The 23821-nt window shown below is 60.9% G+C and carries 27 protein-coding genes; 15 read left to right on the top strand and 12 right to left on the bottom strand.

All coding sequences use genetic code 11. The features are described from left to right. Positions 1–161: 161 nt before the first annotated feature. The 3 genes from dinB (at position 162) to AC1VVK_RS24840 (ending at position 5442) form a co-directional block, all read left to right on the top strand. Positions 162–1235: a DNA polymerase IV gene (gene dinB / locus AC1VVK_RS24850; RefSeq protein ID WP_482905823.1), complete on the top strand. Its 1074-nt coding sequence runs from the start codon at positions 162–164 to the stop codon at positions 1233–1235. A 29-nt stretch (positions 1236–1264) separates the two neighbouring features. After that, on the top strand, positions 1265–4540 hold the full coding sequence (locus AC1VVK_RS24845; protein WP_482905822.1) for an error-prone DNA polymerase: 3276 nt from the start codon (positions 1265–1267) through the stop codon (positions 4538–4540). A 152-nt stretch (positions 4541–4692) separates the two neighbouring features. Continuing rightward, a complete protein-coding gene (locus AC1VVK_RS24840; RefSeq protein WP_482905821.1) occupies positions 4693–5442 on the top strand; it encodes a hypothetical protein in 750 nt (249 codons plus the stop codon). Positions 5443–5690: 248 nt separating this feature from the next. Here AC1VVK_RS24840 and AC1VVK_RS24835 read toward each other — a convergent pair. Further along, positions 5691–6637, bottom strand: a protein-coding gene (locus AC1VVK_RS24835; protein WP_482903756.1) for an IS630 family transposase whose coding sequence is annotated in 2 segments (ribosomal slippage) — positions 5691–6301 and positions 6301–6637 — 948 coding nt in all. Because the reading frame shifts where the segments join, the coding sequence is not laid out codon by codon here. Positions 6638–6639: 2 nt separating this feature from the next. On the opposite strand from AC1VVK_RS24835, the gene AC1VVK_RS24830 reads away from it, so the two are divergent. Further along, positions 6640–7239: a DUF4274 domain-containing protein gene (locus AC1VVK_RS24830; RefSeq protein ID WP_482905820.1), complete on the top strand. Its 600-nt coding sequence runs from the start codon at positions 6640–6642 to the stop codon at positions 7237–7239. Between the two features lie 111 nt (positions 7240–7350). Here AC1VVK_RS24830 and AC1VVK_RS24825 read toward each other — a convergent pair whose 3' ends face one another. The 5 genes from AC1VVK_RS24825 to AC1VVK_RS24805 all read right to left on the bottom strand — a co-directional run bounded on the left by AC1VVK_RS24825 (position 7351) and on the right by AC1VVK_RS24805 (position 9004). Next, complete coding sequence (locus AC1VVK_RS24825) at positions 7351–7569, bottom strand: hypothetical protein (RefSeq protein ID WP_482905819.1); 219 nt, start codon at positions 7567–7569, stop codon at positions 7351–7353. Positions 7570–7571: 2 nt separating this feature from the next. After that, the gene (locus tag AC1VVK_RS24820; protein ID WP_482905818.1) at positions 7572–8174 is read right to left on the bottom strand and encodes a hypothetical protein; all 603 of its coding nucleotides are present in this window, start codon (positions 8172–8174) and stop codon (positions 7572–7574) included. Continuing rightward, positions 8171–8341 carry a hypothetical protein gene (locus AC1VVK_RS24815; protein ID WP_482905817.1) on the bottom strand — a complete coding sequence of 57 codons (171 nt, stop codon included), beginning with the start codon at positions 8339–8341 and terminating at the stop codon, positions 8171–8173. Before AC1VVK_RS24815 ends, AC1VVK_RS24820 begins: the two co-directional genes overlap by 4 nt. Positions 8342–8420: 79 nt before the next feature. Beyond that, complete coding sequence (locus AC1VVK_RS24810; protein ID WP_482905816.1) at positions 8421–8723, bottom strand: HigA family addiction module antitoxin; 303 nt, start codon at positions 8721–8723, stop codon at positions 8421–8423. Beyond that, a complete protein-coding gene (locus AC1VVK_RS24805) occupies positions 8723–9004 on the bottom strand; it encodes a type II toxin-antitoxin system RelE/ParE family toxin (protein WP_482905815.1) in 282 nt (93 codons plus the stop codon). Before AC1VVK_RS24805 ends, AC1VVK_RS24810 begins: the two co-directional genes overlap by 1 nt. A gap of 280 nt (positions 9005–9284) precedes the next feature. Between AC1VVK_RS24805 and AC1VVK_RS24800 the strand changes: the two genes are divergently transcribed. The 7 genes from AC1VVK_RS24800 (at position 9285) to AC1VVK_RS24770 (ending at position 14819) form a co-directional block, all read left to right on the top strand. Then, positions 9285–10295: a LysR family transcriptional regulator gene (locus AC1VVK_RS24800; RefSeq protein WP_482905814.1), complete on the top strand. Its 1011-nt coding sequence runs from the start codon at positions 9285–9287 to the stop codon at positions 10293–10295. A 153-nt stretch (positions 10296–10448) separates the two neighbouring features. After that, positions 10449–11501: an NAD(P)-dependent alcohol dehydrogenase gene (locus AC1VVK_RS24795; RefSeq protein ID WP_482905813.1), complete on the top strand. Its 1053-nt coding sequence runs from the start codon at positions 10449–10451 to the stop codon at positions 11499–11501. Between the two features lie 16 nt (positions 11502–11517). Then, entirely contained in the window at positions 11518–12285 is a 768-nt protein-coding gene (locus AC1VVK_RS24790; protein WP_482905812.1) for a glucose 1-dehydrogenase, read from the top strand. An 11-nt stretch (positions 12286–12296) separates the two neighbouring features. After that, complete coding sequence (locus AC1VVK_RS24785) at positions 12297–12716, top strand: carboxymuconolactone decarboxylase family protein (protein WP_482905811.1); 420 nt, start codon at positions 12297–12299, stop codon at positions 12714–12716. Positions 12717–12789: 73 nt separating this feature from the next. Next, on the top strand, positions 12790–13149 hold the full coding sequence (locus AC1VVK_RS24780; RefSeq protein WP_482905810.1) for a putative quinol monooxygenase: 360 nt from the start codon (positions 12790–12792) through the stop codon (positions 13147–13149). 39 nt (positions 13150–13188) lie between these two features. Beyond that, positions 13189–13602: a (R)-mandelonitrile lyase gene (locus tag AC1VVK_RS24775; RefSeq protein WP_132392899.1), complete on the top strand. Its 414-nt coding sequence runs from the start codon at positions 13189–13191 to the stop codon at positions 13600–13602. Next, positions 13599–14819, top strand: a complete 1221-nt coding sequence (locus AC1VVK_RS24770; RefSeq protein WP_482905809.1) for a multidrug effflux MFS transporter — start codon at positions 13599–13601, stop codon at positions 14817–14819. Before AC1VVK_RS24775 ends, AC1VVK_RS24770 begins: the two co-directional genes overlap by 4 nt. A 21-nt stretch (positions 14820–14840) precedes the next feature. Here the strand turns inward: AC1VVK_RS24770 and AC1VVK_RS24765 are convergent, their stop codons facing one another. The 6 genes from AC1VVK_RS24765 to AC1VVK_RS24740 form a co-directional block, all read right to left on the bottom strand. After that, positions 14841–15329, bottom strand: coding sequence for an isochorismatase family protein (locus AC1VVK_RS24765; RefSeq protein ID WP_482905808.1), 489 nt, complete (start codon positions 15327–15329; stop codon positions 14841–14843). A gap of 115 nt (positions 15330–15444) precedes the next feature. After that, positions 15445–15915, bottom strand: coding sequence for a nuclear transport factor 2 family protein (locus AC1VVK_RS24760; protein ID WP_482905807.1), 471 nt, complete (start codon positions 15913–15915; stop codon positions 15445–15447). Positions 15916–15948: 33 nt separating this feature from the next. Beyond that, a complete protein-coding gene (locus AC1VVK_RS24755; RefSeq protein ID WP_482905806.1) occupies positions 15949–16680 on the bottom strand; it encodes a nitroreductase in 732 nt (243 codons plus the stop codon). A 58-nt stretch (positions 16681–16738) separates the two neighbouring features. Beyond that, the gene (locus AC1VVK_RS24750; protein ID WP_482905805.1) at positions 16739–17542 is read right to left on the bottom strand and encodes an enoyl-CoA hydratase/isomerase family protein; all 804 of its coding nucleotides are present in this window, start codon (positions 17540–17542) and stop codon (positions 16739–16741) included. A gap of 114 nt (positions 17543–17656) precedes the next feature. Continuing rightward, positions 17657–18673: an aldo/keto reductase gene (locus tag AC1VVK_RS24745; protein WP_482905804.1), complete on the bottom strand. Its 1017-nt coding sequence runs from the start codon at positions 18671–18673 to the stop codon at positions 17657–17659. 83 nt (positions 18674–18756) lie between these two features. Beyond that, positions 18757–19833 carry an aromatic ring-hydroxylating dioxygenase subunit alpha gene (locus AC1VVK_RS24740; RefSeq protein ID WP_482905803.1) on the bottom strand — a complete coding sequence of 359 codons (1077 nt, stop codon included), beginning with the start codon at positions 19831–19833 and terminating at the stop codon, positions 18757–18759. Positions 19834–19941: 108 nt separating this feature from the next. Here AC1VVK_RS24740 and AC1VVK_RS24735 point away from each other — a divergent pair, with 108 nt between their 5' ends. From AC1VVK_RS24735 to AC1VVK_RS24720, 4 genes are all read left to right on the top strand, one after another. Then, positions 19942–20910 carry a LysR family transcriptional regulator gene (locus AC1VVK_RS24735; protein ID WP_482905802.1) on the top strand — a complete coding sequence of 323 codons (969 nt, stop codon included), beginning with the start codon at positions 19942–19944 and terminating at the stop codon, positions 20908–20910. Positions 20911–21258: 348 nt separating this feature from the next. After that, complete coding sequence (locus AC1VVK_RS24730; protein ID WP_482905801.1) at positions 21259–22425, top strand: IS110 family RNA-guided transposase; 1167 nt, start codon at positions 21259–21261, stop codon at positions 22423–22425. Positions 22426–23040: 615 nt separating this feature from the next. Then, positions 23041–23352 carry a hypothetical protein gene (locus AC1VVK_RS24725; protein WP_482905800.1) on the top strand — a complete coding sequence of 104 codons (312 nt, stop codon included), beginning with the start codon at positions 23041–23043 and terminating at the stop codon, positions 23350–23352. Between the two features lie 65 nt (positions 23353–23417). Continuing rightward, positions 23418–23783 carry a hypothetical protein gene (locus AC1VVK_RS24720; RefSeq protein ID WP_482905799.1) on the top strand — a complete coding sequence of 122 codons (366 nt, stop codon included), beginning with the start codon at positions 23418–23420 and terminating at the stop codon, positions 23781–23783. Positions 23784–23821 lie beyond the last annotated feature (38 nt).

The raw sequence follows: 23821 nt of genomic DNA, 5'->3' as shown, positions 1-23821 counted from the left end.
GTTTTCGAACGTCGCCCGTCGGTAAATATCGAGGACCAACTTGCACTTGGAAATCTTCCGCTCCGGGTTTGATAAAGCTTGTTCGTTTGGTCGACGGCGTTTTCGAGGTTCGCCGCGCGCCAGAGTGTTCACTAAATGTTCCATCCGGCGTATATGGGCCCATGGCCGATTCTGCGCTCCGAAAGATCATTCACGTCGACATGGACGCCTTCTTCGCGTCGGTGGAACAGCGCGATAATCCTGCCCTTAGAGGTAAGTCGGTTGCCGTCGGTTATCCGGCCGCGCGGGGCGTGGTGGCGGCGGCAAGCTACGAGGCTCGGACTTTCGGCGTGCGTTCGGCGCTGCCGTCGGTCACGGCACTTCGCCGCTGTCCGCACCTGATCTTCGTGCCGCCGCGTTTCGAGGTGTACAAGGCAGTCTCGCTGCAGATCCATGCGATCTTCGAGGATTACACCGATCTCATTCAGCCGCTCTCGCTCGATGAGGCCTATCTCGATGTGACGGCAAATCGGCGAGGCATTGCGACCGCCTGGCTGACTGCCAAGGAAATCCGTAGCCGGATCCTCGAAGAAACCGGCCTGACGGCTTCGGCGGGCATCTCCTACAACAAGTTCCTGGCGAAACTCGCCTCCGACCAGAAGAAGCCCAACGGCCAGTTCGCCGTCACTCCCGACATGGGTGCGGCCTGGGTCGAGAGCTTGCCGGTCAAACGCTTCTACGGCGTCGGCCCCGTCACCGCCCGCAAGATGGAGGCGCTCGGAATCGAGACCGGCGCCGATCTGCGCGCCAAGACGCTCGGCTTCCTGCAGGAGCATTTCGGGAGCTCGGCCGACTGGTACTACCACATCGCGCGCGGCATCGATGAGCGCCCCGTCAATCCCGACCGCGAACGCAAGTCATCGGGATCCGAAACCACCTTCGATCGCGATCTCATGGCGGACACCGAGATCGAAGCCGGCGTTCTGGGGCAGGCTGACGATGTGTGGGCGTGGTGCGAGAAGGCGCAGTCGTTCGGCCGTACCGTGACGGTGAAGATCAAGTACGCCGATTTCCAGCAGATCACCCGGAGCCGGACGTTCCCGGGCGTTGTCCGCAATCACGCGCACCTTCGCGATGCAGCCCTCGCGCTCGTTCGTCTCGTGCTCCCGACCGAGAAGGGCGTGCGCCTGGTCGGCGTGACGGTGTCCGGATTCGAGCATCAGGATGCCGAAACCGCGCTGCCCCTGTTTGCCTGAGAATTCGGCCCGGATGGGCCGGTGACGCCATGCGCTATGCCGAACTCCAGTGCGCCTCGCATTTCTCGTTCCTGCGCGGGGCGTCGAGCTGCGAGGAGCTGTTTGCCGCCGCCGAGGCGCATGGCCTGGAGGCGCTGGCGATCACCGACCGCAACAGCCTCGCCGGGATCGTACGCGCCTACGATGCGGCGCGATCGACGGGCGTCCGGCTGATCGTCGGCTGCCGTCTCGATCTCATCGAAGGACAATCGCTGCTCGTCTATCCGATGGATCGGACAGGCTATGCCCATCTCTGCCGTCTCCTCAGCCGCGGAAAGCAGCGAGGCGGGAAAGGCAAATGCCTCATCGGTTGGGACGATGTCGCCGATTATGCGGAAGGCCTGCTCGCCATCCTCTTGCCCGGCGAAGTCGAGGACGCATCGGCTGTCATCGCCCGCTTCGAGCGGATCTTTTCAGGCTGTTGCTATCTGGCCCTGACGCTGCACCGCCGGCCCGGAGACCAGATGCGGCTGCATACGCTGTCCAACCTGGCTGCGCAGCATCGTGTGGCGACCGTCGTCACCGGCGACATACTATATCATCATCCCCACCGCCGCGTGCTGCAGGACGTGATGACCTGTATCCGTCATCGCTGCACGATCGACGAACTCGGTGCCCGCCGCGAAACCAATGCCGACCGCTTCCTTATGCCGGCTGCAGAAATGTACCGTCTCCATTGCCGCTACGAAGCTGCATTGGAGCGCACGATCGAGATCGCCAAGCGTTGCCGCTTCTCACTGGACGAACTGCGCTACCAGTATCCCGAGGAGGCCTCGATCCCCGGCCTGACCTCGCAGCAGGTCCTCGAAAAGCTCACCTGGGAGGCAGCCGAGCTGCGCTATCCCGAGGGCGTCCCAGACAAGGTGGCGAGGCTGCTGCGGCACGAACTCTCGCTGATCGGCGAGCTTGGCTATGCGCCGTACTTCCTGACCGTCAATTCGATCGTCCGCTTCGCGCGCAGCCGCGAAATCCTCTGCCAGGGCAGGGGATCAGCGGCCAATAGCGCGGTCTGCTATGTGCTTGGCATAACCTCGATCGATCCCGTGTATTCGGATCTGCTGTTCGAACGCTTCATCAGCCAGGAGCGCAAGGAACCGCCCGATATCGACGTCGACTTCGAGCACGAACGGCGCGAAATCGTCATGCAGTGGGTTTTCGAGACCTACGGCCGCAATCACGCCGCTCTCTGTTCGACGGTCATCCGCTACCGCGCCAAGGGCGCCATCCGCGATGTCGGCAAGGCGCTCGGCCTCTCCGAGGATCTCATCAAGTCGCTGTCCGGCCAGATGTGGGGCTGGAGCGAAGACGGCGTCGAGGACCGCCACGTCAAGGAATTGAACCTCAATCTCGAGGATCGGCGGCTGCGCCTCGCCATCGACCTTGCGCGTGAGCTTATAGGGACGCCCCGGCACCTGTCGCAGCATCCGGGCGGTTTCGTGCTTACCCACGACCGGCTCGACGAACTCGTGCCGATCGAGCCGGCGGCCATGCCGGACCGCCAGGTCATCGAGTGGGACAAGGACGATATCGATATCCTCAAGTTCATGAAGGTCGACTGCCTTGCCCTCGGCATGCTGACCGCCATGAAGCGAAGCTTCAATTTCCTCAGCCAGCACAAGGGCATCGAGATGGATCTCAGTTCCATTCCGCCCGAGGATCCGCGCACTTATGCCATGATTCGAGCGGCCGATACGCTCGGTGCCTTCCAGATCGAGAGCCGCGCGCAGATGGCGATGCTGCCGCACATCAAGCCGCGCACGTTCTACGATCTGGTCATCGAGGTCGCGATCGTCCGCCCGGGACCGATCCAGGGCGACATGGTCCATCCCTATCTGCGACGGCGCGCCGGCAAGGAACCGGTCCACTACCCCAAGCCCGAACTCGAAAAGGTTCTCGGCAAGACGCTCGGTGTGCCGCTGTTCCAGGAGCAGGCGATGCGGGTCGCGATCGAGTGCGCGGGCTTCACGCCGACCGAGGCGGACCAGCTGCGCCGCGCCATGGCGACCTTCAAGTTCACCGGCGGCGTCTCGAAGTTCAAGGAGAAGCTCGTCGCCGGCATGACCGAGCGTGGGTACACCGCCGAGTTTGCCGAGAAGACCTTCGGCCAGCTCGAAGGCTTCGGCAGCTACGGCTTTCCGGAGAGCCATGCCGCCAGCTTCGCGCTGATTGCCTATGCATCCTGTTGGCTCAAGTGCTGGCATCCCGACGTCTTCTGCGCGAGCCTGCTCAATGCCCAGCCCATGGGTTTCTACGCTCCGGCACAGCTCGTGGCCGACGCGCGCGCGCATGGAGTCGAGGTCCGGCCGGTCTGCGTCAATGCGTCGCGCTGGGATTGTACGCTCGAACCTACGGCGCGTAGCGGTGAGGATGACCGTTTCGCCGTCCGTCTTGGCATGCGCATGGTGCGCGGGCTTGCGGAGGCCGATGCGGCTAGGATCGTCGCCGCGCGAGCGGACCAGCCTTACATGAGCGTCGAGGAGCTCTGGCGCCGGGCCGATGTTCAGGTGGCTGCCCTCGGACGGCTCGCCGAGGCCGATGCGTTTCGGCCCTCGCTTCGCCTGGCCCGCCGCGAGGCACTATGGGCGATCAAGGCGCTGCGCGACGAGCGGTTGCCGCTCTTTGCGGCCATGGAAGCGCGCGCCGATGGCTTCATCCACGAGATCGTCGAGCAGCCCGTCCTACTGCGCGGCATGACCGAGGGCAGGGAGGTGGTCGAGGACTACGGGCACGTCGGTCTTACCCTGCGCCGCCATCCGGTCGCATTTCTGCGCGAGGAACTCGAAGCCAGGAAGATCGCACCCTGCCGTTCGCTAGAGGCCATTCGCGACGGTCGCCGCGTCTCGCTCGCCGGCCTGGTGCTGGTGCGGCAGCGGCCCGGCTCTGCCAAGGGCGTGCTCTTCATCACTATCGAGGACGAGACTGGCATCGCCAACCTCATCGTCTGGCCCCGCATGTTCGAGGAAAACCGGCGGATCGTCATGGGCGCACGAATGCTGGGCGTCGAAGGCGTGGTCCAGCGCGAGGGCGAGGTGATCCATGTGATCGCGAAGAAGCTGACCGATCTGACACCGGCGCTGTCTACAGTGGGGCGTGAGCGCGAAACTGCGAGCGAAGGATTTCCGCTGCCCTTTAGGTGTGGCGATGGGGCGAAGAATGGCGGCGGACCAGATTCGCGCGATCCAGTCGATAAGCACCCAGCAGCCCGCGACATACTGATCCCGGACCTTCACATCGACACGTTCGGGAAGGGGCGGAATTTCAAGTGAGCGAGAATGTCGGCTTGTGGCCGGAAAGAGACTGACAGGTTTGCGGTGGGCGGCCCAAGATAGCTGCCATAGGACGAGGTCGCTGGAAACTGGTCAGCCCGCGCGCTTTCGGACAGGCTGATGCGATTTTCGGTAGCCACCGATTATTAAAGATGGTCGGCTATCCCGGGGCAATGAACGATGCCGAGCGACAAGAATTTCAGCAGCAGTTTCGCAAACTGGTTGAGCGAAGGCCGTTGCCGGAAGCAGAGATTCTATTACACCACGCCATAAATGTTTCCGATGATCCGTTGCTTGTATCGCTGATCGAAAGGCCGGTGGCCGACTTTCATATTGATCGGTGGCCGTCCATTAATGCCGCGATGAAGAACGCGCGCGACGGGTCGATCGAGGGCAAAATGAGCGCGATGATCCTATACCTCGTGCACCGCAACACGCCCGATCTCGACATGACCGTTGAAGTCACCTTTGCAAAAGGCGCGGTGGAAGCCCCGTTCGCAGAAAAGACGTTCTCGATTTTTAACAACGAAGCGGCGGGTTACGTAGAGAGGCTCAACAGAGCGCGCGCATTGGCACGGTTGCCAGACTGTCCGCACTCTAGTCCTGCCTGGATCAATCCCAAGCCCAAGCTTGTCGGAATGGAATCCGTTGGCTCTATTTACGAACGAAGGTATGCGGCGGGTGAGAGCTGGAAGGATCGGGCCGATACGATCAGCACCACGCAAAAACTCGCCTCTGACCTCGTCTTTCTGCGCTTTTGCCAAGCCGCAGAGCACCATCTCGCGGATAGCGATACGGCTCGGCTTCCTACGTTTCTAACGGTGAAGATGGAGGCTTGGCCGATGGAAACGGGCACAGTCGACTATTGCGACCAAGCGGTGAGAATAGTGCCTGCCCGATAGAACCAAACCGATAATCAGGCAATTGCCACCGCCCCTCATGTGATCGGTGTCGGAGGTAGCGCGATTTATAGCAGAACGAATGTTTAATGTTACCGGCCTACAAGCACCGATCCTTGAGGAGTTAGTGCAACGATGGATGGATTGAACGAAGACGAGCGCAATTGTCTCGCCGCCAACATCACATGGCTTGAAGGCACTAACCCGGATGATTGGCACCGGGTCGCACTGGATTTTAGAGCGGATTTCGATCAGTCTGGATCATATCCGCAAGAGCTGAAATAATTGGCGCATTCGGCGGGTTGGAAGATGTCGACGAGCTTGCCGATGAGGCTCCACAGACCGCTAACCGTTCGCTCGCCGATTTTCCGGAGCAAGGCCTTGAGGCGGGAGAAGGCCTTCTCGATCGGATTGAAGTCCGGGCTGTAGGGCGGAAGGAAGCGCAGTGTCGCACCTGCTGCTTCGATCCGATCCCGGACAGCCGGACGCTTATGGCTCGATAGATTGTCCATGATGACGACGTCACCGGGCCGCAGTTCAGGCACGAGAACCTGGGCCACGTAGGCCTCGAACCAATCGCCGTTGATGGGACCGTCCAGTACCATCGGCGCGACCATGCCCGTCATGCGCAGAGCCGCGACCAGCGTGGTGGTCTTGCGGTGCCCGTGAGGGAAACCCATCCGCAGTCGCTTGCCTTTGGCACAGCGGCCGTGGCTGCGGGTCATGTTGGTGGCGGTCCAAGTTTCATCGATGAAGACCAGGCGTCCTGGTTCGAGATCGACCTGCCCCTCGAACCAATCATGCCGCTGCTTCAGGACGTCGGGACGGTCCTGCTCGATTGCATGGCCAGTCTTTTTTTGCGCGTCATGCCCCGACGCACGAAAAACCGATGAAGTCCCGCTACCGAGACGATCAGTCCGGCTGCGGCCAGCTCCACCCGTAGTTCTTCCAGCGAAATGTCCTTCCGCGCCTCCCAGACAGAGAGGACTTCCGCCGCTCGCTCCTCGATCCGGCGCGAACGCACGTCACCGCCTTGCGGTTTGGCGGCAAAGGCGCCCGTGTCGCGCCGAAGCGCATGCCAACGGATCGCCGTCGAGGGGGCAACGCCAAATCGCGCCGCCGCCGCCCGGCAGCTCAATCCGTTATCGATCGCTGCCAAAAGCCGCGAGCGCAAATCCATCGAAAGCGGGTGACCCATCCATGCCAGCCTCCTTCACCAGCACGGATTATGAATCACAAAACGCTATCGTAGGGAATCCCTGCCGATTCATACCGGTCGAAATCCGCTCTAACTGGAGCGAGCCCCTCTATTTGTTGGACTGGATTGTTCGGCAGCCTGAATGCGACGTGGCGACGGCATTGACACTTTTCTGGAAAGGAGAACCCGGCTGTTGGCTTGAGGAAGAAGGGTCGAAGCCGGAACAGCCGAACGGCTTTTCCTATCTCAACAAGAGAATCTGTGCCTATATAGCAAACCGCATCAGCACGGGAGGTTATACGCGTTCCAAGATCGCCTATGTTCCAGGAACATGGACGAAAAAGGATTACCTTGACCTAGTAGCTGACGAAAATCGGCTGGAGAATCCTAACTTCCGCACCCATCCTGACTTGATCCGTAAACGCCGTGGGCGAAAGATCATAAACGACGCGAAATTTTATTCTCGATACCCCGAAGATTTTCACCACTCGTTCGATTGCGACGAGCTTGACAACGCCCCGTGGTCCATCGCTTTGATTGAGCGCGTCAGAATGATCGAGCAGGCTACGTTGCGCCTGCTTCCATCTTGCCTGCGGAGCTAAACCGACATCCGGCAATCAGGTGATTTCCGCCAACGGTAGGTATCAGGCTCCTCCGTCCAGCGTGGGGTTGACCGGAACGGGCGCGAAGCCAACCGACCGACTTTCAAGGATTTACTCTGAAACCGGCTCGGCGTTAGTCTCCGCCGTTCCGGGCATTGGCCGGGCCTTGACGGTCACCCGAAACTGGAATGGCGGGATAGCACGCTCCTGATCCAAAGTCGCAGATCGGAAGCTGTCGCCATTATTGGAACCCGGAGCATCCACGATCTGCAGAATGACAAGAATGTCGGGTGCTTCATCTAATGTGACGCACCCGACGTTGATCTTCATTTTCAGTAAGCAACGTAAATGTGTGTCGTCTGCTTCGAAGAACCACTCAGCGAGCGGCTAAAAATCTCACCCCTAACAGGATGATTGTCGGAGCCGATCTTGCCAGCAAACTCATAGTAGTGGGGCAGGTCGACGCTCTTACCGCCAATACCAAATGCCTTGAACGCTGCTTTTAGTTCGCCCCCATACGGTATAGCGTTCTTCGGCCCGTCGAGTATCAATGCGCACAGGTTTTCATAGCGCGGCTTTCCCGCGAATGTTGCGAGAATAATATGGGCTCTGCGCCCATCAATATCGCCGGACCACTGCCGTGCGCTAGTGACATCGTTGAACGAATAGTTGTGATCAATCGTTGGAGAAATACCAATTTTAGGGATATCAATGGTGACCGAATGATCCTCTCGCCAACCAGATTCTACCGTCACGGCTGCCAGCCTGTCAGCTGAAGCGACTCCCGCCGTTAAACAAATCCGCTGAAACTTCGCGACTGCTGATGGATACTCATTGTCCTGTCCAAAGCTTGGAACGGCGCACAGCGCTGAGATTGCACCAGCCAACGCAAATACAGCGACCTTCAAGCGGCCACCAACAAAATTGCCTTTCATAATACCCCCAGATTCAACTCATTTCGCCCAGCAGCCGTCGCTATCAGCGATCCGGTTGTTCCAGCAAGCAGGCGCAGTTCATCATCAACAATATGAAGCTGCCGCTCGAGTAATGTCAGATAGCCGGCGAACCAAGCTAAAGCGCCAGACGACAGGAGTTTGGCCATTTCCGGGTGCGTTACCCTGAAGGGCCAAGTGTCGGCTGACAGGATTCTCAAAATGCCCGCTAAGCGACCGGAATGGGCGCTAAGCTGCTTCAGCAATCCGTTCTACCTTGATCTCATCTTCATGCGCGCGTGCGCCAGCGAGGTCATAGGCCGACTGCATGCGAAGCAGCGTATCGGCCTTGATCCCGAATGCCTTTTCGAAGCGGATCGCCATGTCGGCCGAAATCGACGAATGCCCGTTCAGCAGGGTGCTGAGAGCTTGGCGCGAAACACCAAAGTGCTTCGCCAGATCCTTAGTCGTGTAGCCGGAAGGATCCACAATCTCTTCCTTGAGCCAAACCCCGGCATGGACACGGAGCGAAGAATGCATCTGCAGAGCCATCAGTGATAATCCTCCAGATCGAGGTCGGCGATGGTTGTTTCGTCAACCTTAGTGAAAGTCAGCCGCCAGTTCTTGGTGACGGTCATGGCAAAAGTACCTGTCCGCTCACCGGTAAGCGGGTGGAAGCCAAAATTTGGGGGAATCGCGAGTTCATCAAACGAACCCGCATCCACGATGTATTGAAGCATGTTGATCACACGACGATGCTCGATAACGCCTTTGGTCAACCCAGTGGTGAACATCTTGCGAAGTGGTTTGTGAGTGATGCTTTCGATTTCCACGTGTCAAGTCATAGGCGACACAGCGCCGTATGTCAACCACTGATTGACACAGCTAGACGCTGATCGACACCGCCGGCGAAAGATAGCGGACAGGCTGCTTCCAGGATCGCCAAAGCGAGCGCCAAGGGTCTTGAAGGGGCGCACAGCCGCGGTTTCGGCCATCGACCCTATTGGAACATGGCGCTCGGCGACCGGCCCCTGTCTTCGCTGCAACTCCTTTAGCCGTGAGGGCCATGCGGTGCGCCGTTTTGAGCAGCGCTCATGAGATAATCACCCCGCGGTGCGTTATCAGGAGATCGTTCCGACCTGGAACGTCGGCGGCACCTCAAGGCGTGAGAAGGGACCATTGCAATTGAGGGATGCGCCGCGCACAAGCCGGATCATGCAGATCGGGCGATCGGACCTAGCGGATTTTTCCTATTTTCTTGCCATTGCGCGGCATCGCAGTTTCCGCTTGGCAGGGCTGGAGCTTGGCGTCAGCGCCTCGGCGCTTAGTCATGCACTCAAAGGCCTGGAAACCCGCCTTGGGGTCAGGCTCCTCAACCGTACCAATCGCAGTGTCACCCTGACGGCGGCGGGTGCGGAGCTACAGGCAGCGATCGCGGAGCCGTTCGAGGCGATCTCTCAGGCGGCGGACATACTGAACCGCTACCGAGATGCCCCGACGGGGCGCATCCGGCTGAATGTTCCCACCGATGCCGCGCTCCTTCTGCTGGCCCCGGTACTGCCGGTGTTTGTCGATCGCTATCCCGACGTCGAGATCGACATTTCGGCCAGCAATCGCTTGATCGACGTCATCGAGGGCGGTTTTGATGCCGGGATCCGCTACGGCGGCACTGTCCCCGAAGACATGATTGCCCAGCGGCTCTCCGCCGATATTCGCTGGGTCGTTGCTGGTTCCCCTGCCTATCTCGAAAAGCATGGTACCCCTTTGACTCCGGCAGATCTCAAGGATCATCGCTGCCTGCGCTTCCGCCTCGGTGACGACCGGATCTACCGCTGGGAGTTCGAACGGGATGGCGAAGAGGTCGAGGTGGATGTGCCGGGCGCACTGACGCTCGACGACAGCCCCCTGATTCTCTCGCTGCTCGCTGGCGGCGCCGGTCTTATGTACGGTCCCGAGCCGCTGATTGCGCCCTATGTCGAAGCCGGCCAGGCGCGCTGGGTCCTGGAAGAATGGGCTTCGCCGGGCCCCGGTTATCACATCTACTATTCAAGCCGGCATCAGCTTCCCTCGGGACTGCGATTGCTGATCGACCTCATTCGGGAACTGCGTCCGCTGGGGCTCTGAACCAGCAAGGTTCCCCCCCCTCAGTGTTGAGAAACGCTCAACGACGCATGGACCTGTCTTGGGCTAATCCTGCAGCGCGAAAGCCTCTATTTGAAGGACGTCAGGCGGCGGTGCTCGCGCCCCCCACGCAACCTTTGATGAGGAAAACCCCGCATGGTCACCAAAGCCTACGGCGCCTATTCCGGCGACAAGCCCCTCGAACCCATGCTGATCGAGCGCCGTGAACCGGGGGCGCACGATGTCGCGATCGAGATAGCCTTCTGCGGCGTTTGCCATTCGGATCTTCACCAGGTTCGCGGCGAATGGGCGGGAACGCTCTACCCTTGCGTGCCCGGACACGAAATCGTCGGCCACGTCACTGCCATTGGTAGCGCCGTTACCGCGTTCGCCGTTGGCGACACGGTTGGCGTGGGCTGCATGGTGGATAGCTGCCAGCATTGCTCCTCGTGCGAGGAAGGGCTGGAGCAATATTGCGACAGCGGATTTGTCGGGACTTACAACGGCGTAACCGGCGACGCGCCCGGCCATACCTCGGGCGGCTATGCGCAGTCGATCGTCGTCAACGACAAGTTCGTCCTGAAGATCAAACATCCCGAGGAGCAGCTGGCCGCCGTTGCACCGCTGCTCTGCGCGGGCATCACCACCTGGTCGCCCCTGCGTCACTGGAATGCAGGGCCCGGCAAGAAGGTCGGTATCGTCGGCATCGGCGGTCTCGGGCACATGGGGGTGAAGCTCGCCCATGCCCTTGGCGCGCATGTCGTTGCCTTCACCACGTCAGAGAACAAGCGCGAAGCCGCGCTGGATCTCGGCGCGGATGAGGTCGTTGTTTCACGCAACGCCGATGAAATGGCCGCGCATGCAGGCAGCTTCGATTTCATCCTGAACACTGTCGCCGCCAGCCACGATCTCGACGCCTTCACTGCCTTGCTGAAGCGCGACGCCACCATGACGCTGGTCGGGGTGCCGGAGCATCCGCATCCCAGCCCGAGCGTCGGCGCACTGATCTTCCGTCGCCGCTCGATTGCCGGATCGCTGATCGGCGGCATCGCCGAGACCCAGGAAATGCTCGACTTCTGTGCAAAGCACGGCGTCGTGGCCGACATCGAGATGATCCCGATCCAGAAAATCGACGAAGCCTTCAACCGGATGCAGCGCAGCGACGTCAAATATCGCTTCGTCATCGACAACGCCACGCTCGAAGCGTGAGGCGAGGAACACGATCATGACACTGACTTACGATTTTTCCGGCCAGGTTGCCCTTGTAACCGGAGCCGCTTCCGGCATGGGTTTGGCAGCCGCCCGGGCCTTCGCCGAAGCGGGCGCTGCCGTCGTGCTGGCCGACGTCAATCAGGCCGCGCTCGACGCGGAAACCGAAAAGCTTGTTTCGGCGGGCCACCGGGTGCTCGGCGTGCTTTGCGATGTTTCGGATGAAGCCCAGGTGGAAGCCATGGTTGCGCGCACGGTCGATACTTTCGGCCGGCTCGACATGGCATTCAACAACGCCGGTATCCAGATCGACCCGAGCGATGCGGCGGATGAGACAGCCGCAAACTTCGATCTGGTAAACGGGGTGAACATGCGCGGCGTCTGGGCCTGCATGAAGCACGAACTCAAGCAGATGCGCGCGCAGGGAAGCGGCGCCATTGTCAATTGTTCCTCGCTCGGCGGACTGGTCGGCTTGCCGCAGCGCGCAGCCTACCATGCGGGCAAGCACGGCGTGATCGGCATGACCAGGAGCGCGGCTATGGAATATGCGCCGCGCGGCGTGCGGATCAACGCGGTCTGCCCCGGTGTGATCGAGACACCGATGGTGGCCGACATGCTGGTCGGACAGGCCGAAGCCATGGAGGCGATCATGCGTGAGCAGCCGATCGGCCGCCTTGGTCGCGCCGACGAGGTCGCTGCCGTCGCGCTGTGGCTCTGCAGCCCCGGTGCCAGCTTCGTGGTCGGCGTGGCGCTGCCCGTCGATGGCGGATTCACAGCGCATTGAGATAGTCTGCCGTGACGCTCGCCCCGGAAATGACGCGCCGAACGGCCCTGATGATGTCACTGGCCGCCGCCATGCCCTGGCCGGCCTTAGCTGGAGAAACCACAATGGCCATTGAACCGACCAATGCCCGCAAGTCGTTCGGCGATATCGCCCCGCACCTTGCCGAGATCACTGACAAGGTGCTGTTCGGCGACGTCTGGGAGAACCCCGTCCTCTCGCCGCGCGACCGCAGTCTGGTGACGATCACCAGCCTCATTTCGATGTACCGGATCAACGAAATGCCTTTCCATCTCAAGAAGGCGCTCGAGAACGGCGTGACGCGCGACGAGATCATCGAAACGATCACGCACCTGGCGTTCTACGCGGGCTGGCCGCCGGCGATGACGGCGCTTCCGATCGTCAAGAAGGTGTTCGAGGAAGTCGGTGTCTGACACCATGCGCTCGGCGTTTGGCGTGATCAGGGCTCTGATCGCGCCGATGCTTCTGGCAATCGGAGGAACTGCCATGGCACAGACCTCAACCGCACCTGTTGTGCGCATGGCGGAACTGGAAATCGATCCGGCGCAGCTCGATGCCTACACGGCACTGCTGACCGAAGAGATAGAAGCTTCCGTGCGGATCGAACTGGGCGTGCTCGCGCTCAATGCAGTCGCGGTGAAAGGCAGCCCGAACCAGATCCGCATCCTCGAAGTCTACGCCGATCAGGCCGCATACGAAGCGCACCTGAAGACGCCGCACTTCCTCAAGTACAAGTCCGGGACAGGGACCATGGTCCGTTCGCTCCGTCTGATCGAGACCGACGCCGTCATGCTGTGCAGCAAGCCGGGCAAGGGCGCCGATGCCTGCCCGCCGGCAACCCGCTGAGTACCCGGCATCAAATCCCCCCATTGAAAGGAACCACCCATGTATCTGAAGCGCGCTGGATCGCAGCCCTCGCAAAAGGGCCCCGAAGAGTTCTTCACCGGAACCGTTCGGATCGATCCCCTCAATGCCCCGCCGGAGCCCGCACGTGTATCCTGCGCGGCCGTGACCTTCGAGCCGGGCGCCCGCTCGGCATGGCATACCCATCCGCTCGGCCAGACCCTTCTGGTGACGGCCGGCTGCGGTTGGACACAGTGCGAGGGTGAGCCGATCGTCGAGATCCGCGCCGGTGACGTGATCTGGTGCCCGCCCGGCCACAAGCACTGGCACGGCGCCACGCCGACGACCGCGATGACCCATATCGCCATTCAGGAGGCGCTCGACGGCAAGAACGTCATCTGGATGGAAAAGGTTACCGACGAAGAATACCTCGCCGGTCCCCCGGAAGCGGCATGACCTCGGGCAATGCCGGCATGACACAGGCTATCGCAGTCCACGCCGAAACCGAGCAGCATCCTCTGCGGGTGCTCGGCATCCTCTCGCTGCTGCTGGGCTTCGCGTCGATCTCGACCGACCTTTATCTGCCGGCATTGCCGACCATGGCGGCCGCACTTCATTCGAATGCCGGGTCGATGGAGTTCACCATCACCGGCTATCTGATCGGCTTTAGCCTGGGGCAATTGTTCTGGGGGCCGATTGGAGACCGGTTCGGCAGGCGGCTGCCGGTGGCGATCGGCATCGTGCTCTTCGTGATCGGGTCAGCCGGATGTGCCGTGGCGGACAGTGCGGCTGTCCTGATCGCCAGTCGTCTGGTCCAGGCGGCCGGAGCTTGTGCGGGCGTCGTACTGGCACGGGCCATGGTGCGGGATCTCTATGCCGGTACCCGCGCCCCGCAGATGCTCTCCACGTTGATGATCGTGATGGCCATCGCACCGCTCCTCGGGCCGATCCTGGGCGGACAGATCCTGGCAATCGCGGGTTGGCGCACCATCTTCTGGACGCTCGTTGCAGTTGGCATTCTGACTTTCTGGGCCGTGCTGACGCTGCCCGAAACCCTGCCAGTTGAGCGGCGCAGCAGTGAAGCGCTGACCCGCGCCCTCTCGCGCTATGGCTTTCTGCTGCGCCAGCGGCGATTGCTCGCCTATGCCGCCTCGGGCGGTTTCTACTACGCCGGCACCTTTGCCTATGTCGCCGGCTCGCCCTTCGCCTATATCGCCTACCACCATGTTCCGGCGCAATATTACGGCCTCATTTTCGGAGCCGGCATCCTCGGGATCATGGCGTTCAACTTCGCCAATGCGAAGCTGGTCCAGCGTCACGGCGTGCGGCGGATGTTGACCGTAGGCGCGACCATCGCCGCGCTGGCCGGTGTGGCCGTCGCCATCAACACGGCGAACGATTGGGGCGGAGTTCTTGGGCTCGCGGTACCGCTGTTCGCATTCGTTTCGGTCACGGGGTGGATCGTGGCAAACTCGGTCGCCGGCGCGCTTGCCGATCATCCCGAATATGCAGGGGCAGCATCGGCACTTGTTGGCGCCATCCAATATGGCTCAGGTATCTTCGGATCGGCTCTTGTGGGCGCCTTCGCGGATGGCACCCCATGGCCGATGGCCGTCGTTATCGGAGTGTCCGGAATCGGATGCCTGCTATGCGCGCGCATGCTGCGGAATTGACTGACGGCCGGCGCTGGAAGTTCATCTCCGCATGATAGCTTCGAGTTCCTGAGGGGTTTCCAGCACCGAGCCTTGACCAAAGTGGTGTCGCCAAAGCCGGGCCCCCAGTCCGGCGGACCGATCCAGCGAAGAACCAACGGTCAGCCATTTGAGCATCGTGGGATGCAGGCCGGCATCGAACAACATGAAACCCGCAGCAAGGCAGCATGTATCGGCCTGGATGCCACAGACCAGAACGCGCTCGACGCCTGCGTCTTTCAGATAGCGGATCAGTTCGGGTGGCGGCGAGTAGCCATGCTTCACAAATACTCTGTCCGTCACGACCAGCGATTGATCGTCCGGCGCCGGTTTCCAGCCCAGTTGCTTCCAGAACGGCGTGATGGTTTCGTCATGGTGCTCGACCGTGGCGACCGAGCGCATTGTACGGGCAACGTGAGAGACGCCCTCGACTTGCCATTCCGGCGGATTGAAGCTTGGCTGGATGTCGACGACGAGAAGAGCCTGTTCCATGGATCGCCCTAACGAAAATGGCGAAACAACTCCACTCCCAACATCACAGCCAAGCGGATCGCCATACATCGGCAGACCTGTAACGTTGAGGCCCGACCAATGGGCCTCGGGACCGTCAGATCTTCGAGACGCGCGGCTGCATGTCCACCCACTGATTGGCGATGGCGCGCTCGACGATGAGCCAGCCATCGGGATAACGCCGGCAGGTGTCGCGGTACTGGACGCCGGCGATGATTTCGTCTCGTTCCTCACCCTTGGCAACCTTGTGATGGGCGACGCCATAGCTCCAGACGGTCGCCTCGTTGCCGTTCAGAGCGACGTACTGGTTTGCTATCACGTGCTGGGTGGCCTTGAAGCTGGAGGCAACGGCATACGTTGCAGGCAGGCTTTCATCGACCGGTTCAAGCCCGGCCTTTCCTTGGATCTTCGCCTCGTCCGTGAACGCGCTGCGTGCCAGGTCATAGTCGCGAAGGTCCATTCCCAGCGCGTAGATCTTGCAGAGCTGTCCAACCGCGTGACGATCGGCAAGCTCCTCAGGCGATAGTGGCAGGACCGGTCCCCGCCAGCGCGCGACGTCAAATTCCATTTCTCATTCCTCCCGTGACGGTAATTGGCCGGTTCAAAAACCGACAAAGCGAACTTGCTGGTCCAGGGGGACGCGCGGCCGTTCGAAATTGTTGACCGGTGCGGTCCGGTCGGCGTGGCCTATGGCGAGGCCGCAGAAGAAGATGTGAGTTTCATCACTGACGCCGATGTGGTCCTTGATAACCCGGGCGTAGAGGGAGAGGAACTCTTGAGGGCAGCTATCCAGCCCTTCCTCCCGCAAAAGCAGCATCACGGTTTGGAGCCACATGCCGATGTCCGACCACTGCGGCGGCCCCATGACTCGAGGGAAGTAGCAGAGCATCAGGACCGGGGCGCCAAACCCGCAGTAATTGCGCATTACCGAAGCCTGACGGCCGGCTGCATCGTCGCGGGCGATACCTTCGGCAGTATATTGTCGATCGCCGTTCTCGGCCAGGCGCGCAAGATAGTCGGCGCCGATGTCGGCGGGCTGTATCACGTATTCCACGGGATCCTGCGGCGGCAATTGCCGCATCTTCGCTTGCAGTTCGCCAAGCGCCGTTCCGGTGATGACGGTCGCTTCCCATGGCTGGAAGTTGCATCCCGACGGCGCAAAGCGCGCCTTGTCCAGCACGCGTTTCAACACTTCGAGCGCGACCGGCTGATCCGTGAACGCGCGGGTAGCGCGCCGGCTCATGACCGCATTGGTCACGGTCAGGCTTGCCGCAGGCGCTTCTGCGTCGACCCTCGTTGAGACCGGTCGATCTGCGTCGATTTCCTGTTCCATCGTTAATCCTTGATGCCGCGCGGCGCGGCCAAATGAGAGGTCGTGATCCGGGGCGGCTTCATGCCGGTTCGCCCGCATCGGCCAGCTTGTCCTTCGAGCCGACTCCGGCGAGATAGGTTTCAAGGCGTTCGAGATAGTCGGGGTTCAGCATCAGGGCGCTGTTCGCCATCCGCTCGACGTGCGCCGCTGAATCGCGACCCAGCTCGGCAGCCAGTTCGATGGCCACTTTGGCAGCGCCCATCTGTTCGCCGTTTTGCCTGGCGAGGTGGCGGCAGAATTCCATCAGGTCCTGCTCGAACATCTCATCGGGAAAGACCTGGTGGACGAGGCCCATCATGAGCGCGAGATCGGCGGACGCCGGTTTGTTGGCCATGATCAGCCAGCGCGCCCAGTGCGGTCCGCACAGACGCGTCAAGCGGCTTACACCGTTGGATGCAGGAAGAACACCGAAGAGGCCTTCAGGGAAAGCATAGGATGCGCTCTCGGCCGCGAAACGAAAATCGCATGCCAGCGAAAGCTCCAATCCGCCGCCGACGCACTTGGCATGATGGCCAATGACGATCGGCTTTTCGATGTGCTCCATCTCATCGTAGATCGCGCGCACACCATAGACGCCAAGCCGGTGATTTTCCCGGATCCCACGAGCCGTCATCGAGGCCGGCTTCTTCCCGCCCTTGAGATCGGCCCCTGCACAGAAGTAGCGTCCGGTCGCGCGGATCAGCATGACCTTCAAGTCATCGCTATCCCGCAGCAGAGCGAGGGCCTCCCGGAAGATGTCCATCATCTCCTGGGTCATTGCATTAAGCTTCTCGGGCCGATTGAGCGTGCAGATGACAATCGGTCCCTGGATGTCGACGAGCATGTGAGGTGCGTCAGCCATGGTCATCTCCCATCAGCGGCTGCTGGAAAGCCAGCAAAGGTATCGCGCAGCAGCTCCTGCTCTTCGTTCAATCCGAAGTTCATCGTCTCAGTCCGGTTATCTGGGATTGGGATGGGTGTCGTGCACCGCGTTTATGGCCTTCGCGAGATCCTTGGGTACGGCGAGATCGATCGCGCCCAGATTGCTCTCGAGCTGGGAGACAGAACTCGCTGCCATCAGCACACTGGTCATGAATGGCTGGGAGCGGGCAAATGCCAGAGCCATATGTGCAGGCTCCATACCGTAGTCATGCGCCAGCTGCGTGTAGGCGGCGATCGCCTTTTGCCTCGCCGGGGTAAACCGGGACAGGAATGCCGCGGAATCGCTTGAGCGACTGCCGGCTATGGGGGCAGGGGCGCTGCCGTATTTTCCGGTCAACGTGCCGCCGGCCAGCGGCGAGTAGGCGATCAGGCCGACCTGCTCGCGCATGGAAACTTCGGCCAGTCCCAGCTCGAAAGAGCGATCCAGCAGGCTGTAGCCGTTCTGGATCGATGCGACGCGGGGCGCGGCTCCCTGGTCCGCCGCTGTCAGGTAGCGCATCACGCCCCAAGGAGACTCATTGCAGACGCCGACCGCGCGGACCTTGCCTGCCCGCACCAGTTCGCCGAGCGCATCCAAGGTCTCTTCGATCGAGATTTGTAATGGATCTTCCGCAACCTGCGAGTAACGCGATCGTCCGAGCGTGGTGATCGCGCGCTCGGACCAATGGACTTGGTAAAGATCGATGCAATCGGTTCCGAGGCGCTTCAGGCTGGCGTCAATAGCCACCGCTATATTGGCTCGGTCGAGCCGCCGGTTCGGTCCGCGAAGGTAATCCAGAGACATTCCGGCGCCGTTCGGCCCCGCGACCTTGGTAGCGATGACCACTTTTTCGCGCAGCCCTCGGCTTGCAATCCAGCTGCCCAGAATTTCCTCGGATCGCCCCTGCGTCTCACCTTTGAGCGGCGTCGGGTAATTCTCTGCCGTGTCGAACAAAGTGATGCCCGAAGCGAACGCCAGATCCAGCTGGCGCATGGCATCGTCCTGCGGCGTTTGTCCGCCATAGGTCATCACGCCGAGGCCGAATGCGCTCACCGTGATGCCTGTTGTGCCTAGTTGGCGATATTCCAAACATCCCCCTTCGGGCCAGTTGGCCCTGAGAACTTACAAAACGTGCCTTATTGAGCAGCGCCCGGCGTAAATGGCGGCATTCCCTTGGCAACCTGCCGCCCGCCGGCTCGCTTGAGGATGCCGTCTGTCTTTTCGCGCGGATTATAGAACTGGCTGTACCAGATGCGGGATTGCCGAAACGGTCCATCGCCTGGCATCTGCATGACATTGATGGCCGGGCGCTTCGTCGCCCACACCTCGCCGTCGCGCATCAGCCCGTTGCCCATCGACGAGCTGAGGCGCTGGCGGGCAATGTCTGCCTGCTCGGCAGTCAGGCCCTGCGGAATTTTCAGCATCGCTGCCTGCCAAAGACGGCATGTGCCGTCTTCGATCGGAGTGACGCAGATAATCTGCTTGGCATCGATCTCGACGAAATGACCGAATGCGATGCCGGGCCCGACGTAACCGGCGAGTGTCGTCAGGGTCGATGCGTAAATGGCTTCGCCTTGCTCGGTCGTGTTTCCGCTTTGACGCTGATGCAGGACATGGCCGTCGTATTCGTTTTCGTACGAGGTGACGTTGCCGCCGTGGAGATGATCCAGGTGCGTGACGTCGGACATGTTGTCGAAAATCTCGATCGGGTGCTGGAGATCGCACAGAAGCTCGAGCTCACTCCAGCTTGCCCAACCAGGCCGCCCCCACTCGGAGAATTCGGCGATTTCGAAATCGGGTGGCAATCCCTCAGGGTCGTGCCAGCAGAAGACGATTCCGTAGCGTTCCTCGACCGTCCAGCTGTTCACCTTTGCAGCGGGCGGGATGGGGCCGTCGTGATAGGGAATGTGGTTGCAGACACCGTCGGAACCGAAGCGCCAGGCATGAAAGGGACAACGGATGTTGTCGCCCTCCATGAAGGTATCGGAGGTGGTCGTCGCTGAATGGGGGCCGCTACCAAGATGGGTTCCCATGTGCGGGCAGTATGCATCGAGCATGACGACCCGGCCACTCGCTCCCCGGTAAAGGATCATGTCCTGACCGAAGTAGCGGACATTTATGGGCTTGCGGCCGACTTCGGCGCTTTGCGCGACGGCGAACCAACCTCGCGGAAACGCGTAATCGCCCAGCCGATACTCGGCGCTCGTCGCCATGCTCGCCTCCCATCAAATGGCTCGTTTCGAGCCCGTCCTTCTCGTTAGTGCGCGATTGCCACATGCCACCACTACAATATTCGTGCCGTAGGTATGCCGATCTGCTATATGTTGCTGATGGAACTGCGCCGCCTAACCTATTTCCTGCGGATTGCCGAGGAAGGCTCGCTCAATGCAGCGTCACGCTCACTCGGCATTGCGCAGCCGGCCCTCAGCCGGCAGATGCAATTGCTGGAGACCGATCTCGGGGTGCCGCTGTTCAAGCGCGTCGCACGCGGCATGCAGCTTACCGAAGAAGGCGATTATCTGAGGTCCGGCCTCGTCCATCCCCTTAAGCAGATCGAAACCGTGCTTGCCAACGCGCGGTCGTTTTCGACGCGCGTCGAAGCGCATGCGAAGATCGGGTTGCCTCCGGGCTTGGCTGGGCTGATCGGACCGCGCCTTATCACCCGCTTGGCCGCCGAAATGCCGAACCTCAGATTGAGCATTATCGAGGAAGATTCTGCGATGCTGGCGAACGAATTGCTGCACGGCCGGATCGATATCGCGTTGCTTAGCGGATTGACGCCCGACGATCGCCTCTTCCATTCCGAAATCGTCCGTGAGGATCTGGTGCTTGTGGGAAGCTCCGGATCCTGCCTCGCCAGCCGTTCGGAAGTGACATTTTCGGAGCTTGAGAATTATCCTCTCGTGGCGCCGCCCGCTCCGGCAAGCCTGACCGTTATGTTGGAAAAGCTGGCGGCCCGCCGGGCATGCAAAATCAAGATTGCGTTTGATGTTGCATCACCGGCCATCAGCAAATCTCTCGTCATCGCGGGGGATGCCTTCGCCGTGGTCACGCCGCTGAGCGTAAAGCGTGAAATTGAACGCGGGCAACTCGTGTGTGCGCGGATCGTCGATCCCACGGTCTTACAACTCACTCATGTTTCAGTGCAGGCCCATTGGCGAATAGCTCGGAGCACCTACAAACAGTTTCACGGGGTTTTCTACAGCGTCCTTTGTCAAACAGTTGATAGCGGCGATTGGCCCGCAACTTGGTTGCTCGACTTGGCAAGTGTCGAAAATGCTATGACCTGAGCTGCCCAGGCGCTCGGCCACTAGTCGAGTTGGCCGGTTTGCCCTCTTGGAAAGGTATTTCAAAGACGAGCCTCACCCCTAGGAATGCAGACAGGCGGGTTCCAGGCAGGCCAAGATGACCGCGCAACGTCCTGTTTCGGGCGGCTCCGGAACGGCAGCTCTTTCCCCACCGCCGTCCGAAAGTCGCCAGCCTCTTCACGGCCAAACCCAGCCATAATTTCGAGCCCGGCGAGATTGCCCTCGATGCCCCACGCCGGCTGCAGCCGCTTGGAAAAAGATCCCATGGGCGCGGGTTGGCGCTAGTTAAGGCACACTGACCTCCCCGCTTTATCGTCAAGGAGGCTCTCCATGTCCGGTTTATCCCATGCCGCCGTCAGCACTCAGTTAAATGCGATCTTTGTGTCATTGGAGCTGAGCCGTTCCACTTGGTTGGTGACGTCTCTGTTGCCGGGGCGCGGCGAGCGCATTTCGCGGCACCAGGTGAAGGGCGGTGATGTGCCTGTCCTCCTCGAGCGGTTCGCGCAGTTACAAGCCAAAGCGCGCGAGCGGACCGGCAAGCAGTACCCATTGGTCGTTATTCAGGAGGCTGGACTGGACGGCTTCTGGATACACCGTTGCCTCATGTGCGAAGGAATCGAGAGTTACGTCGTCGATGCAGCCTCGATCGCGGCTTCGCGACGGAGTCGGCGTGCGAAGACGGATAAGCTCGACGGTGAGGCCCTGGTCCGTACGTTGCTCGCCTATAAACGTGGAGAGCCGAGGGTCTGCGCGATGGTCGCAGTACCAAGCGTCGAAGACGAAGACCGCCGTCGCATCTGCCGGGAGCGACGCTCGCTGGTGATCGAGCGCATCCGGCACGTTAACCGAGTGAAAGGCCTGCTGTTCGCGCAAGGAGTGGGCGACTACGAGCCGCTGCGCACCAACCGGCGGGCTCGGTTGGAAGAGCTCACTACCGGCGACGGACGACCGTTGCCACGCCATCTCAAGAATGAGATCGAGCGCGAGCTAGACCGGTTGGAGTTGGTTCTGGGGCAGATCAAAGACGTTGAGCGGGAACGCGATGCGATGCTGGAACTAGACACGGCGATCGAAGAGGCTCCAGCGTCAGCGTCGGCCAGCGCTCGTCTGCTTCAATTGCGCGGTATCGGCCCGGAATTCGCTGGCGTGCTTCATGCCGAGGGGTTGTTCCGCAGCTTCAGTAATCGACGACAGGTCGCCAGCTATGCGGGACTGGCGCCATCGCCGTGGCAAAGTGGTGCGATGGACCGAGAGCAAGGGGTGTCCAAAGCGGGCAATAAACGGCTGCGCGTCACGATGATCCAAGTCGCATGGCTGTGGCTGCGACATCAACCAACATCAGAACTGACACTCTGGTATGAGGAGCGGGTGCGAACCAACGGCGGCCGCGTCCGCCGCGTGATGATAGTGGCTCTCGCGCGCAAGTTGCTGATCGCGCTGTGGCAATTCAATTCCGCTGGCGTCGTGCCAAAGGGCGCAATCCTCAAAGCAGCCTGACTGGGTACTCATAGAAGATTTCCTGCGGGGCGACACCCGCCGGATCCAGGTAGACGGACCGTCGATCCCCCTTGGCTTCGATTGCCGATAAAAAGGTTGGTCCCGTTTTCCTGAGCCAAACCCGACGCAAGCGGGATTGTGGTGTAGCCGTGCATGAGCGGCGACCGGATGTGAGGTTAGAGCGGACCGGTTGATGGGACGCTTGTTGCAACAGGCTCAGACCATGGATCTGATATCGAGAGACAGCAAATGCCGTAGCTAGACCGACGATTGACACAAAGCTCCCCATGTGAGGGGGCTTTGGCTAATAGCTGTGGGAATCCAGGAACGTGAGCCCGTCGGCCATAAAAACTACTGTTGCTTGAAGAGGATTTCGGAAAGCTTTGCCTTTGCATTGTTGAAATCCAATCGGCAGTCGTCCGCACGAAAGGTCTGTGCTGACAACGGCGCCATCCATGACGGACGTTCGAGCCCGGATCAATCGCTGTTCGCCGCGCGGCGCGCCTGCTTCCGTTCCATCGCTCCATTTTCGGCAGGAACGATGACCACCTCAGCGGTTTGCATTCGCATCCACGGTCGATCGTTCTCACCTTTAGCGAAGGAGCCAAGCCGACCATGCAAAAGCTTGCCGAGAATTTCTGGAATTTCTGCGGCTCGTTCAAGATCGCAAAGATCGTCAATCTTGGCACCCAGATGTCTCTGGTGCGAAGGCCAGGAGGGCGCTTCACCCTTATCGACAGCTACGGCGTGTCCGGTGACGACCGCAATGCGCTGCTCAGCCTTACCGGAAACGGCGATGCAATCGACACGATCATCAACGTCCACCCCTTTCACACGCTGCACTGCGCCGCCGCCCATGAACTGGCGCCGCATGCGCGGTTGTTCGGCACACGGCGGCACCGCGAACTTGGGAAGACGACGCGATAGAGGACACGGCAACCCAGGCCAGGTTCCAGGATCTCGACTTTTCAGTCCCTGCCGGGCTCGATCTGGTGACCGCAGATGACACCGTCCATGCCGCCTCCGTCCTCGTACGGCACCGGGAGAGCGGTATCGTTCACGTCGACGACACGCTGATGGTGCTGGCGGCTCCTGGCTTGCTCGGCCACGTCCTCTCCCAGTCGCGGCTGCGCTTTCATCCGATGCTGGGAAAGGCACTGCAGCACCGCCCCGGCGCCGCCGACGATTTTGCAGCATGGGCGCTGGCTCTGGCACATAACTGGGCGAAAACGCCGATCGTCTGCGCCGCCCATTTGGCCGTGCGGCGCCTGCGTCCCGGTGCCTGGCACGAGGAAGTGACGCATGCGCTTTCCGCTGCCGCCAGGACACTCGACCGTCACCGCGCGCGTCACGGCTAATGCCGGCACATCCTCCCCAATCCATCGGAAGCACCCAG

It is taken from the genome of Novosphingobium sp. BL-S-32 (assembly GCF_056857055.1).
The sequence above is the reverse complement of the archived record's forward strand: the minus strand, read 5'-3'. Positions and strand labels throughout refer to the sequence as shown.

Bases quoted from the DNA above. Each gene is read 5' to 3' on its own strand.
- dinB (WP_482905823.1), top strand. From the start codon at position 162: ATGGCCGATTCTGCGCTCCGAAAGATCATTCACGTCGACATGGACGCC.
- AC1VVK_RS24845 (WP_482905822.1), top strand. From the start codon at position 1,265: ATGCGCTATGCCGAACTCCAGTGCGCCTCGCATTTCTCGTTCCTGCGC.
- AC1VVK_RS24840 (WP_482905821.1), top strand. From the start codon at position 4,693: ATGGTCGGCTATCCCGGGGCAATGAACGATGCCGAGCGACAAGAATTT.
- AC1VVK_RS24830 (WP_482905820.1), top strand. From the start codon at position 6,640: ATGCCAGCCTCCTTCACCAGCACGGATTATGAATCACAAAACGCTATC.
- AC1VVK_RS24825 (WP_482905819.1), bottom strand. From the start codon at position 7,569: ATGAAGATCAACGTCGGGTGCGTCACATTAGATGAAGCACCCGACATT.
- AC1VVK_RS24820 (WP_482905818.1), bottom strand. From the start codon at position 8,174: ATGAAAGGCAATTTTGTTGGTGGCCGCTTGAAGGTCGCTGTATTTGCG.
- AC1VVK_RS24815 (WP_482905817.1), bottom strand. From the start codon at position 8,341: ATGGCCAAACTCCTGTCGTCTGGCGCTTTAGCTTGGTTCGCCGGCTAT.
- AC1VVK_RS24810 (WP_482905816.1), bottom strand. From the start codon at position 8,723: ATGGCTCTGCAGATGCATTCTTCGCTCCGTGTCCATGCCGGGGTTTGG.
- AC1VVK_RS24795 (WP_482905813.1), top strand. From the start codon at position 10,449: ATGGTCACCAAAGCCTACGGCGCCTATTCCGGCGACAAGCCCCTCGAA.
- AC1VVK_RS24790 (WP_482905812.1), top strand. From the start codon at position 11,518: ATGACACTGACTTACGATTTTTCCGGCCAGGTTGCCCTTGTAACCGGA.
- AC1VVK_RS24780 (WP_482905810.1), top strand. From the start codon at position 12,790: ATGGCACAGACCTCAACCGCACCTGTTGTGCGCATGGCGGAACTGGAA.
- AC1VVK_RS24775 (WP_132392899.1), top strand. From the start codon at position 13,189: ATGTATCTGAAGCGCGCTGGATCGCAGCCCTCGCAAAAGGGCCCCGAA.
- AC1VVK_RS24770 (WP_482905809.1), top strand. From the start codon at position 13,599: ATGACCTCGGGCAATGCCGGCATGACACAGGCTATCGCAGTCCACGCC.
- AC1VVK_RS24765 (WP_482905808.1), bottom strand. From the start codon at position 15,329: ATGGAACAGGCTCTTCTCGTCGTCGACATCCAGCCAAGCTTCAATCCG.
- AC1VVK_RS24760 (WP_482905807.1), bottom strand. From the start codon at position 15,915: ATGGAATTTGACGTCGCGCGCTGGCGGGGACCGGTCCTGCCACTATCG.
- AC1VVK_RS24755 (WP_482905806.1), bottom strand. From the start codon at position 16,680: ATGGAACAGGAAATCGACGCAGATCGACCGGTCTCAACGAGGGTCGAC.
- AC1VVK_RS24750 (WP_482905805.1), bottom strand. From the start codon at position 17,542: ATGCTCGTCGACATCCAGGGACCGATTGTCATCTGCACGCTCAATCGG.
- AC1VVK_RS24740 (WP_482905803.1), bottom strand. From the start codon at position 19,833: ATGGCGACGAGCGCCGAGTATCGGCTGGGCGATTACGCGTTTCCGCGA.
- AC1VVK_RS24735 (WP_482905802.1), top strand. From the start codon at position 19,942: ATGTTGCTGATGGAACTGCGCCGCCTAACCTATTTCCTGCGGATTGCC.
- AC1VVK_RS24730 (WP_482905801.1), top strand. From the start codon at position 21,259: ATGTCCGGTTTATCCCATGCCGCCGTCAGCACTCAGTTAAATGCGATC.
- AC1VVK_RS24725 (WP_482905800.1), top strand. From the start codon at position 23,041: ATGCAAAAGCTTGCCGAGAATTTCTGGAATTTCTGCGGCTCGTTCAAG.